10 protein-coding genes are annotated in these 12685 nt (G+C 33.9%); all 10 read right to left on the bottom strand.

Annotation, left to right across the window (positions count from 1 at the left end; all coding sequences use genetic code 11):
* Nucleotides 1–87 precede the first annotated feature (87 nt).
* The 10 genes from M3182_RS04505 to M3182_RS04460 all read right to left on the bottom strand — a co-directional run bounded on the left by M3182_RS04505 (nt 88) and on the right by M3182_RS04460 (nt 12621).
* Nucleotides 88–639, bottom strand: a complete 552-nt coding sequence (locus tag M3182_RS04505) for a DNA sulfur modification protein DndB (protein WP_251556982.1) — start codon at nt 637–639, stop codon at nt 88–90.
* A gap of 6 nt (nt 640–645) precedes the next feature.
* Nucleotides 646–1731 carry a DNA sulfur modification protein DndB gene (locus M3182_RS04500; protein ID WP_251556980.1) on the bottom strand — a complete coding sequence of 362 codons (1086 nt, stop codon included), beginning with the start codon at nt 1729–1731 and terminating at the stop codon, nt 646–648.
* Nucleotides 1732–2767: 1036 nt separating this feature from the next.
* Nucleotides 2768–2929 (bottom strand): hypothetical protein, encoded by a 162-nt coding sequence (locus M3182_RS04495; RefSeq protein WP_251556972.1) that lies wholly within the window; start codon nt 2927–2929, stop codon nt 2768–2770.
* Between the two features lie 369 nt (nt 2930–3298).
* Nucleotides 3299–3436: a hypothetical protein gene (locus M3182_RS04490; RefSeq protein WP_251556965.1), complete on the bottom strand. Its 138-nt coding sequence runs from the start codon at nt 3434–3436 to the stop codon at nt 3299–3301.
* An 827-nt stretch (nt 3437–4263) separates the two neighbouring features.
* Nucleotides 4264–6138, bottom strand: a complete 1875-nt coding sequence (locus M3182_RS04485) for an AlwI family type II restriction endonuclease (RefSeq protein ID WP_251556957.1) — start codon at nt 6136–6138, stop codon at nt 4264–4266.
* A 14-nt stretch (nt 6139–6152) separates the two neighbouring features.
* Nucleotides 6153–7145 carry a hypothetical protein gene (locus M3182_RS04480; protein ID WP_251556955.1) on the bottom strand — a complete coding sequence of 331 codons (993 nt, stop codon included), beginning with the start codon at nt 7143–7145 and terminating at the stop codon, nt 6153–6155.
* A gap of 224 nt (nt 7146–7369) precedes the next feature.
* Nucleotides 7370–8137, bottom strand: a complete 768-nt coding sequence (locus tag M3182_RS04475) for a hypothetical protein (RefSeq protein ID WP_251556953.1) — start codon at nt 8135–8137, stop codon at nt 7370–7372.
* On the bottom strand, nt 8127–8981 hold the full coding sequence (locus tag M3182_RS04470) for a hypothetical protein (RefSeq protein ID WP_251556951.1): 855 nt from the start codon (nt 8979–8981) through the stop codon (nt 8127–8129). The genes M3182_RS04475 and M3182_RS04470 overlap by 11 nt, the downstream gene beginning before the upstream one ends.
* A gap of 1 nt (nt 8982) precedes the next feature.
* The gene (locus tag M3182_RS04465; RefSeq protein ID WP_251556949.1) at nt 8983–10902 is read right to left on the bottom strand and encodes a hypothetical protein; all 1920 of its coding nucleotides are present in this window, start codon (nt 10900–10902) and stop codon (nt 8983–8985) included.
* A gap of 528 nt (nt 10903–11430) precedes the next feature.
* Nucleotides 11431–12621, bottom strand: a complete 1191-nt coding sequence (locus tag M3182_RS04460; protein WP_251556948.1) for a PDDEXK-like family protein — start codon at nt 12619–12621, stop codon at nt 11431–11433.
* Nucleotides 12622–12685: the final 64 nt, after the last annotated feature.

Below are 12685 nucleotides of genomic sequence, written 5' to 3'. Positions count from 1 at the left end.
GTGCTCCACTCCTTTTTCCATTTCATTGACATTGTATTCTTTGAGAAAAAGAGTATACTAACGTCAAGTTGGTATACCAGCTTCTGTTCAAGCTCCTGGTTCCTGTCTCGCCAGACTAATGGTCCAGGGGTTTGAACGATCTGTTTGCCCCTTTTTCTTCTTGCCGCTAAGCGACTTCTTTATGGAAGAAATCTGTTGTTCTAGTGCATTGATGTCCAAGTAAAGTTGATTCTGGTTCTTAAGAGGCAATCCACTATATAGTTGAATCGGTATGGCAGAGTCTTCTAGAATGTTTAGCAATGCTTCCCTTTCTCTTTTTTGATAGAGATCCTCACCTTGAGATTTCAATTTTAGAATTTCATTCAGCTGAACAATCGCCTTTATCCGGTGAGAGCCATCAATCATTGATAGATTTTCCTTCTTCCATTCATGAACGTTCCCTTCATCCACATGAGCAATTAGCGGTGATAGAAAGACTTGTTGTTGCTCAAGATTGTTGAGAATGTAATGCTTCAGCGATTTTACATGAGCTGGACAAACTTCTCTTAGCTTGATTTTCCCTTCTGAAAATAAATGCGTTAATTCCGGAACTGGAATGAATGTCATCGAATGCATGTTGTTTTTATTGTGTGTATTCATCCTTTTCTATCCTTTCTCTACAATCCTTTTAATAAATTGATTTGCGGTTTGTTTTATGGTGGTTTTTTTACTAATATTTTTTATCCGACCGGTTGAGTGATCATACAGGTGGCCAAAAAGATCGTCATTGTGTTCCCAGGTGCATACTGGTTTTAAAAGTTTTAGCTTATTGATGGCATCTTGATGGGAAAGATGGTAGTCTTTGTTCAATAAATAAACCGTATAAGCTAAAGCGATTTGAATCACCGCTAACCCAGAGACAAACTTCTCACGGTTATAGGCATGAGAAGGAAAAAGCTGAAGCCAAGTCTGATAGAAGGCAATTGTTGGTCCTTCCATCACGTAAGGCGCCTTTACTAGTTTTCGAGAAACATTTTCGGTCGCATTTAAATCTCCCTCCCACATCGCTACAGAGCACTTATACATAATGGAAAGCGTTGTCAATGAGGAACTGTCATCTGTTAACCGGGATCGTTTGCTTTCAATTTCCATGTGCTGTCCTAGAGTTTTAGCCATCTTTCTTGTTAGAATGATGTATTCATTGCGTTGATCATTGAGCATTACAACCCCTGACTGTAACTGCCTTCTATCTGTTTTAATATCCACCATCAATTTCTTTTCTTCCTCATCAGAAAGGTCTAAATAAATTTGAATCCCAATTGGAACCGTCTTTAGAGCTTGGGCCATATGCTCCACTTTTTTCGCTTCTCTCCATTTGAATTTCTTCTCAGCTTGAAGTTTCCTGCGATCGAAATACTGGATTGCTGCAGCTATGGCTAATATGGTATGTTCTCCGTCGAGGATGAATAGTTTCCTATCAGGTTTGAGCTCCCACTTTTCATTTTCCACTCTACAGTTTCCCCTTGCTGAAAATAAGAAAGGTGGAATTTGTAATGGTTGACCTTGTTCTACGGAAGTTAAAATCCAATCTCGAATAATGAGGATTCGTTCGGAATCAATGTTTCTATGAAGGTTAAAATCAATTTCAAAAACGGATTTAAGCGAGGCAAAGTCCGACTGTGTGACCAAAACCTTATTTCCGAATAATTTGTATTCCTTTTCAAAAATCCCTGTTTGTTTTTCTTTTAGCATTTCATCTACCTCCTTCGTCATTATATCTTCTTGCTTAGCCGCTGCCTATAGAACGAAGGGGGATGAAGGCTGGTACAAGAGGTGCTCCGATGAAAAAACAAACCTTTAAATATTGACAAATTTTATTTTATTTGTATAATATTAGGATTTTAAATTTTTGCCAAAAACAGTCGGAAAATGTCGAAATGTGGTACGTTTACGCGTACCAGGAAATCTATATTAAAGGGGACTTTTTACCTAACAAAGTATTTTCGGGCTTAATTAAGGTCAAATTCTCTTAAATATTGCTGAAATGTGAAATTAAAAAATGGCGAGAGGAAATTTCAAAGTTTTGCCACAGGGGGTTTCTTGCCTGATTCATTTACTCTACAAAGAGTTCATGTGTGTTTATTAAGTGTTTTTTTTATGAATTCAAAAAACTTTGGATGGGGTTACTTCTAGAGGGTAGAGAATACTATTAATTCCTCCCTAAAAATGAATTCACCCATACAATCCATTAGCTAGCGTAGTTTCCCCTTGGTATTGCTGGGTTATTTGTCAAAATTTTATAGGCGCTTTATGTTTAGATAGTTGGTCAAAACGTATATTCTCCTGAACAATCATTGTTACTTCCCCCTGAAATAATATTGAAAAACGGTGTCTGCCTCCCAAATTGTACTGGAGGCAGTCACCAAATTAAGGTAAATAACTCTTGTTTTAACCAAACAAACTATCATGTTATATCCTTTTGACCACCAATCATTTAATTCGTCCTCTGATAATGGGAAATATGTTTTTTCTGGCCTTTCTGCAATGACAGAACACCCCAACAACAAATATTGCATATCATCACCAGATATAGGATTATCATAATTGGGATAGAAAAAGAGAATTGACTGTTTAGGTGTAAACTTATCAAGAAAATGATCTACTCTTTGCTCTAAATCAGGTGGGTAATTACCATATCTTTGTTTATTATCCCAGCTATGAACGAATGATAGTTTAAAAGGCCATGTAAATACAGAGTAAGGTTTCACCTTTTCCTTTATCGTGTGCTTTATAGATGAAAAAGCATGGCGATATCAAATGAACTTTTTGATAAAGCGTTAATTGACCAGTAACACGGAACTGAATACCCCTGTGGCAAATCAGCTACTTGCTCATTTTGATACTGCTGCTCAAGCTCTGTATCACGGTTAGTGGCGATACGGTCGGCCAAAAGAGAATGAGTACCAACACAATACGTATTTTTTCGGTATTTTTACATATTCTTCCATTCCAATTGTTATCATGCCAAGCCATTCTTACAGTTAAATGCATAATTAACACCACACAAACGACTTTATTTTTTCCACCTTTATTAATTAAGTACCAAAATTCACCAAGGACTTTGAACAAGCTAGAACTAATTCTTAATTAACCAAAACTTTCTCTCCACACCAAAGGCTCCTTTTTCATTTGGAACAAAACCTAAATCAATACAGTATTTTTATAAGATTCTTCAAGTTTTTTATTTGATTCAGGTTTAAATCCTAATATTTCATTTAATACTTCATTTGTAATTCTTCCATCTTTCCTGGTATTATTCTCATGTTTTTCCAGTTATGAAACAAGTCCCTCTTTTTATTAACTTTGTAAAGTATTCTTTATATCTATTAGAATTTTTATACTCTTCTAAGGTTTGAATATTCGTTAATAGTTCTTGGTTATTTGTAATTAAATTCATAGGTAGAGATCCTCCTTAACTAATTTCCACTTATCAGATATAATATAGTAATATTTTACCATACATTTATTTACATCTATTGAATATTCCATCCTTATGGAAAGTTTGACTTTCTTGCTTTCACCAAAAATAACCCGTCATTTAACTGTAATTAAAGAAAGGAGCATCTTGTGGTGAGCACCATTAGTTTTTCTCTTTGGTCTTAATAGGCTTATCAATTGCTCAGTCATTTTGTGTTATTGGGGACTTATAGTTTCTAGTAATCTTGTTATTTTTCTTCTTGTTGTTGATGTTAAGCTATTCTTAGTATTTTCAGATTTACCTTTAGTCATATGAGGTGAGGATGTTGTAGAATCAGGGGAATCACGTTTTATTATTAATAACATTAATCGATAAGAAGAATTATTTAAACGCAATACTCTACTACTTTGATACTTGTTGAAAGTATATATATATATCTATCTATGTAACAAAGACTTTAAAATTAACGATGACATTTATTAAAGATTCAACAACCTTTGTAGTCATAAGTACCCTCATTTGCATATTCAAGATATAATTGAAGATGCATTTCTTGATTTATAAATAACTACGGTTAATAAACAAGAGCCTCTTATTGAAGAAGGCTCTTTTACTTACTTTCTTTAAATCAACTTATCACTTTAATTAGGAATGTACTTGATTAACCCTTATATCACGAAAAAATATGTGCATTTTGTGATAATGCCGTTTTAAATATTGCTAAGCGTTTCCATAACAAAAGGACTGAATCGGTAAATAAAACATATACCATCAGTCCTTTTTATCACATTTATTTATAGGAATTCTTATGCTGACAGAGAATTGCCCCATTGTTGAATCAATACATCAATATTTTCAAGCCAAACTGTTGAAACGTTACCTGCTTGTTTGTGACTCTCAAAGATTAAATCGAATAGTTGTTTTATTTCAACATGATTTACCCTTTTCCCTTGATAATTAAGCACTTTTACCACTTCGAGAACCTTTACGTACTGTTCTATGGTAAGAGGAATTATTTTCTGGATTTGCCCCTCATAACCTAATTTAACACTCATCCAAAATGTATTTAACGTATCCCTATGGATATTTGGTGCTATGAACAAACAATAATTTTCATTTGAACGGTCTAGAACTTTCTCCTCAAAATCCCTTAAATGACGCATTACGGGTTGACCTTCATTATACCATTGATCTCTACCCTTTAGTAAAGTAACCTCACAGATCATATTAAACGCATTATAGTAGCACTCTATATCTGCTGTACCACCAGGGGCAGTAAATAGTGGTATATTATCATCCCCTACCGCATAATTGGGTGCTATTTCTTTAGCATCGTCTAAAGCCATTAATGACATGGCTACATACCATTCTAAGTTCAATGGATCTTGACCAGAAACGCTTCTTCTTCGGTTAGCAAGCTCCATTAATTTTTCGATATAGGAGTCTATATTTTGAAGACTTCTTTCTTTTAGTATTGAAAGGTCATTTTGAAGTGTTCTTATTACTTCTCTAAGACGAGAGATTTCAACATTGTATTCGGTGATGGAATTTAATTCTTGTTGAATCAAAACAAAATGATGTAATTCTTGACCTCTAAATTGACTTTCAATTTCCTTTTGTAAGTTATTAGCCTGATCAAGCAGATTTTCATAGACAGATTGCAAATCTTCCACATTCTCCCAAGGCAATACAGGTTGGTTAATATCCGCAACATAATCTAAATAGTCTTCAATACCATCAAATTCAATAGCCCCACCATCAAAATTTTGTAAGATACTTCTTATTTCCACAATACGAGTAGGAGCTAAATCAACGTACCTGCCATTTCCTCTATAAATGAGCATTTTTGTTTGGCGATAATACCTAATGGCAGAATCCGCATAATCAAAAAGATTATTTACCTTCTTGGTAATTACCTTCTCATTAGAAGGGCTTAAATTAAAAACCTCTATTGCAGTTTCAACAAAACACATATCAACATATTTATGTCTTTCATTTTTATCTAAAGCTTGGCAAACCAGACGAAATTTAATAATTTCTTTAACCTTTTTATTTATATTACGATAATCAATCAAAGTAATTAAGAAAAGGGCAAATTCCACCTTTGAAATACCTACTGGCTTTTTCCCCAACCGCTTCCACTCTCTATTTATTTTATGAATAACGTGTAATGTAGCAATAAAAGGGATTATATTGAATCCCTTGTAACCTTTTTCTGCCAAATTAGGTAATTGCCACTTTAGGCAATAACGTAGGAAAACATTTGAAAGGTCCGCGTTACCAGACATTACTTCCTTTCCTAAATTTGATATTGCAACAGACCCCATTGATTTCCTTGCAATTACGAGGCCCATTTTGTTTAAATTTCCAACTGCTGTTCTTCCTCTCATTGCATAAATCTCTTCTTGATCATCGTCATATTGCTCGTTGGAGTAATGAACTTGGCTGAAAATTTCTTCTACTTCCTCATAAGTAAACTCTTCTGGTTCTTCATATTTGTCCTTGAAATACTTTGAAATTCCAGTGGGTTTATATGCTTTCAATTTAATTAGTTCTTTAAAGAAATTCCTTTGTACTCTTTCATCAAACACTTGACCTTCAAATTTAGAAAGAGCCTTTAAAAATGGAACATTTCTTTCAGGATTTCTAATAGTTGTGCTAATACTCCATGTACCAGGCATGTATCCTATTCCCCCTAACGTCTAAACTCCTTGCCATATTGCTTATTGTAATCAAACTTATTTGAGTGATACTTTTCAAAAAATGCATTGTCATATTTTATATATTTAAAGTCGGAAAAATAATCATTATGACCTTTTTGATAATTGTTCATATCTTTTAACCATCCTAAAAAAACATTCTGACTCATAACATATTTATTTTCCTCAACGAATCCACTATTTTCATCAAGTGACATCACTTCCATAATGGAAACCTTCTCATTGTAATTATCACTATAACTTATTAAAAACAATCTTGCGTTAAGATACTGTTTGGCCTTCCAAAAAGAAATATACTTTTGCTTATTATCTTTGATTTTCCCTGTCCAACTATACCTCATTGGATGAGCACTTATATTATCTATATAAGGACTTTCTCTCTTTAAAAATTCATAAATTATAACCTCTTTTGTTGATGGTATGTATTGAAATAAATCAAAGTCTATAGCCTTTGTTGAATCCCCATTTAGAAGAGCTTTTGTAAGCTCCAAACCGTTATCATCAGCAAATTGGGCATCATTGTATAATTGACAAAGTAAACCATTGACGTATTTATCTACATTCAAATCCCTAGAAACACCTAATCCCTTTGAATAACTATCACCGTCGATATTATTCAAAGCTCTAAACCATTGTTGCAAGTCATTAAAAGTTCCAACGTCACAATTATATCGACCAGGCTCAATTTCAATTTTGATAAAAGTATTAATACCTTTTTGATAAAGCACAAAAATTCTGGTTGCATTCGTATCCCAATTTTGTAGGAATTCTAATTTTTCCTTTACGGGTTCCTTTACCATTTTATATAATTCAATCCAAAATCCTCTAAACCACATTGAATCTTGGAATTTAACAGTTCTTCCATTATGATTAAGAAGATTGTTTATTTCCTGGATTTCTAAAAATTCAAATACATAGTATTTATTCTGTAGCCTTGAATATTGTACTCTATCAATTGTATAAATCATTATAAATTCCTTCCTTTACTTGGGAATCTGTTAATCCTAATTAAACCTGTTATTAAGACTTCAGATGATTTAGTTGTTTTTTGCTTAATTGCAACTGCCGTATAACAAAGATACCCCCTATCAATGCCAGAAATCATCTAGCTGCTAGCTTGTTAAAAATTGACCTTTACAAGGGAACAGTTTAGAAAGAGCTGACTTTGTTTACAATGATAATAAATAACAAATTAAACGGTAACCCCCTCCATTATAGTTGAAACATCATAATAATAACCTAATGCCTGTATTACTTCCTGTTTTAATGATTCTTTATCTAACAAGGGGGACATGACAACTGGATATTTTTTGTTCAGTTCAAAAATAACTCGTCTGCCGTAACGTTCATCTTTCCCTAAATCCGGTCGATCCTTGATTTTTTCCTTCATTATACTGGATATATTTAACTCATCAATAATTGTTAATATCTTAACCAAAAACTCAGCGTTACGGAAAATCGCGTATTTAATAATATAGTTATAGATATCTAGGTTTTCCAATACAAGTTGGTAATAGTGCTTTTTTTCTTTAGGGTCTTCTATTAAATCCTCGATGTATTCAGCTGCAAGAACACATTTATAAATATAATTTTCCCAGTCAAACTTCTTAATCACAATGTTTTCGAATTGTTTCATGTCTGTTTTCACGACTGGGTAATTTTCAAGGATATATTCCCGCTTTTTCGTTACCAGTAAAGAGTGCCAAAAGATCTCTTCTAGATGAAGATCCCGATCTGTTTGGATATAAGAAGAAGCGATCACTTCAAATGCTTGTTGAAAAGCTTGCTTCTTCTCTTCTTCAGAACCACGTCCCATATAAATCGGGAAATCCGGTGCCTCTGGAATGGTGACGATATCATTCGTAAAATACTCTTCGTTGCTATTAATCTTATCTTCTAAGAAATCCTGATAAAATTGTTCATTGTTTTTATAGCCCTTTTTTAATAATCTAATTTCCATTATTAATAAGCTCCTTAACTGCCCCAGCATATTTTTCAATAATCTTATCCGAGATTAAAGAGATGACCTCATCAATGTTATCAACCGAAACTTCTTGCACCATTTTCTTCGTCATCAATTGATATAATTTAAAGTCAAGTAAGTTTTCAGGTTGTGTGATTTGGGTTAAATCCACATAATCCTCCCCCTGCTCACTATACTCGTGGATAAAGCGTTGCAAGGCTGTACGAAGGCCAGCATATATATACGGATTATTGAAGGCCTGACTAGAACGTACCCCAGTAAATTGATAATCTTCTTTACGATAATGAATAATAATCGTTTCGACACCAAGTTCGATTCGAATATCAGAAGTTAATTGTTCATCTAATTTCTTTTCAAACAATACCAATGGATTTTGAATGCTTCCCTCAAATACAACAATGTTTGAGTAGCCTAGTAATGCATGATTTGGGACGGTAATTTCGTTTTTAAATTCATCATAGAAGCTCGTTAAATCTTGATTTTCACCAAAATGGATTTCTGTGTTTGACTGAATATGCAATTGAATGGACGTACGTTTATTTAAAGAAACTCTTTTCTTCGGCACTTCAATCGCAGTTTGATTCGGATCCAGCTTATAAAACTTATTATCCTTTGACTGGATAATAAGAATGGCTTGCGCATCTCCAGTTGCAATAAGTTTATTTATAAAAGGAGAGCTCACTTCGTAATTTATGAGAAAACGATAATCATTTGTATTTTCCTCTAAAGAGACATCCAGCAAAAATGAAGGATCTTCATAGCTAGTGGATGTATTGGTTAACACAGGATAAGGAAAATTGGCATCTTTTTTATAGATCATGTTACACCTCTACATAGTAAACAAATTTTAAAGCACGATTATAGTTCGGTTTTAAGTCGAGTTTTAATTTAACAATGCCATCTCGAATCGAGACATCTTTAATTTTTTCATCGTCGATGAGGCAGCTAGAACCGGAATGCTGATCAAAGGCATGTGCATAGTTTTCCTTTAATTTAAACTCATCCTTATATTCTTCACCCATACCATCAATTAAGTTGAAGGAAAGATGACAAGAAGTCTTCTTTTTCATTTCAGGAATATCCTTAAAGTTGAATTGAATTAATTCATGATTGTTTAAGATTAAACGCTTAACTAAATTTGGGCTGACGCTGTAGATTTCCGTCCCTGATTCCTGCAACTCATCTGCCGTTCCAGTTGGGTTATTTCGACGTGTCCGTTTAATTCCTGTACTTTTTGGCTCGACACTGCCCTTTTTGTCTCCTTTTTTCTTTGTATTCTTTTTAGTAGTCACGTCCGTTGTTTTTACTACTTTCTTGCCTTGATTAATCTTCACTGCGCCATAAGCATTCGATAAATCTTGCTTGAATTCTGTTTCGATAATATAGAGAAGATCTTTTGTATCCATTACCCCATCTGTTGGGTTATTTTTCTTCATTTCTTCATCAATGATTTTAGCAATTTCCTTTGAAAGGTTATTGATGAACCGAGTAGCTTGGCGTTTTAAGATCGGATCTTTAATATCTTCAGCAGAAATCTTCGTATGTGACTCATTCTCTAATGATTTTAAATAACCATCTTCCTCTAACCCGCCAATTAAAACGGCATTAAATGGTTTCGTCGCATTGGATTTCACCGCAAAATCTTCAATTTTCATCCCGATCGTCCGAACAATGGCCACACGACCTTTTACGATCGCTTCATCATATTTAAAATAAAGCTTAAATTGGTAATCTCTTTCACCATTTGACACGATGATTTCTCGTGGCTTTTGGTTTTTATACGTTTTAACATAAAGTGGTGTAAACACCTTTTTCATTTCGGAAATTTCTTGATTATAGTATTGGCTGTTTGTAAGATAGCTTTCAATCGTATCTGCATTAATGACATGATCATTGATTTGAACTTCTAATCGACCATCTAAAATAGAGATGAAGAAACTATCACAAACTGTTTTAATGATTTCTTCTTCGCTATCAAACTCAGAACGCAAATAAGGAATAATGATTTTCAATCCTCTAGTTTTCTTTTCAAAAACAGAGTGGAAATCATTTTCATATGGATAGAACTTGGATGTATTGTTTTCTTCTTTTAAATCTGCAAAATAACCTGTTGAGCGGTAGCATTGATCTTCATATAAATGTTCAATTAATTGAACCGTCCCACCTAAATGCTGATCTCCCTGCTCATCACAGTTTGCAAAATACATCAGATGAAGATCGGATGCAGCGTTTGATGCGATCTTCCCAACACCATGCGAGCCTCCACGCGATGTTTCGATCTTTGAGTCACTTTCTTCAAAGTGGACACCTTTGTTATAGGCATAAATTCCCCATGTATCCTTTTTGGAATGACTTTGACCATTTTTTGCACCGGTCAATCCCTTTGTATTAATATCTTCAAACGAGATATACCGTACTTCATCTTGATTGACCCTTTTAAGCATATGCCCAATGGTTTCCTTTGTGTAACTATTCCTACCTTCGAGACACTTAATTCGGTCAATGACATGATCAATGCCAGGAATGTCCTTACGATTGATCGTACCGGTTTCTATTTTCACAATCACAGGTGCCGTGCTATTAGGTAACCGACCATCCAATGAGTTCTGAATGTTTTCCTTTGTTAAACCTTGCACGCCTAATCCATAGAAACGCTCTAAGATTTTATTAAAATTGGATTCTTCGATATTCGGTATCGGAGAGAATTTCCATGGACTTGTTTTGGTGGTAACTGCCGTCATTCTATACACCTCATCTATTCCTCTAAAATGTAAAATTACTTTTGGTTTTTACTGCTTTTTGGAGTGGGTTGGGACTAACCCCAAAGATTCTTCTTCGATATCTTGGATCCGAGATATCACCCTCTGTTTTATTTTTTATGGTACAGCAACATTCGTACACTGCTGTTTGCGTGCTCTTATAAGATAAATAATACGCTTTCAAGAAGATCCCCCTATTAGTGCACATAAGGAATGAAGTTGTTCATCCCTCGTTGCAGCTGGAGATCATTGTCATATGTTAGCTACTTACTCCTATGCTAACATCCCTATAAAATTACCAATCTATTACATTATATTAATATATATAAGTTGTCAGTACAACAAATACGGACTATTAATTACTGGAAATGCAATATTAACTCAAGGGACAACTTAATACTTAAATCCCAAAAAAACGTTCAGAGGTTTTCTGAACGCTTCACGTGAGGGCAAAAATAAACATGTACTAAGTTAGGCATTGAACAAATTTATATCAAAAGCAACTTTAAATCAGTTATTATATTCCTGCACTAATACATCTTCTATTTGTTTAAGATCTCCAACGAAGAGTTTTTCCAACTTTTGATTTATTTTATTTTTAATTACCTCAAGGTCATCCTGGTCATTAAGGAAATTTTTGGGGAGTATTTCCGTTGAATATATCTGTGTATATAAACCGGAAAGGGTAGACATTCTAGATTTAAACAACGATGGATGTTTTTCGCTTATTTTATAGAGTTTCTCTCTTATTTCTTGTTCACCAGGACCAATGATTAACTTAAGAGACAATTTATCATTACGATTTTGAAACTCCCAAAGCAATATCCTCTTTGTTTTAGTCCATCCTTGACCCTGCCTTGGAATCAGTTCATCTATATTTTTCGAGATAAATCTTACATATGTTTTCGAACTAGTATCCAGGCTGAATTTTCTATTCGACTCAATCAAATCTTCGATATACTTACTTATTTCTAAATCTAAATCAGGTTTATATTCAAAAATTAAATCCAATGCCTTCTGATGTTTAAAATAGATTTCACGACATATTTTTTCTAACTCGTTATCCCCCATAAAATACCTCCTCAAGATTTCGATATACTGGTCTAGAAATTGTTCGACTCTTTCATTAATAAAGTCTTTTCTCAAGTCCTTTGCTTTAATAAGAATATCGAGTACTTGATGGTAGCTGAAAATCAACCAGTTTTCCTGATCGGAAGGGATATCCCCTTCCGGTGTTAGGTAGACAAATATTTTGCGGTAATTTGGATATTCCGTTGTTATAATATTTAAATACTTTTTAAGTTGATGTTTGGACTCCTTACTAAGAACCTTATTTTCAATTACCAAAACCATGTTATTCTCTTCAGAAACGATAGTTATATCTATGTTTTTCCATTCACGCATAACCTGTACATCAGTTAGATCCATAGTCGTTACCTCTAACATAGAGACCCCAATTTGCTTCATATAATTTCGGTTGCCTATAAAAATCTGTTGCATCAATTTTCTAAGAAAAGTTTCGCTCAAACCGTGGTTTTCCAAGGGTTTAATTAACCAAGAGAGTACGTTACTATGACGGATCTCAGTCTGAAAGATTCCAAGTGTTTCAAAAACATTAAACTCAGATATACGTGATTCTAATTGATCCAGCAATTCAATATCGATTAAAAAATCCTCTAGAACCTGCAATTCTTCTTCCATTTTGTCCCCCATGATTATCCCTTTTTGTAATTGATTCTAAAAACTATTCAATATATAACATGCC

The organism is Mesobacillus maritimus (genome assembly GCF_023715205.1).
In the GTDB taxonomy this organism is placed as follows: Bacteria; Bacillota; Bacilli; order Bacillales; family Cytobacillaceae; genus Mesobacillus_B; species Mesobacillus_B maritimus_C.
This window is presented reverse-complemented; position numbering and strand designations above follow the sequence as displayed.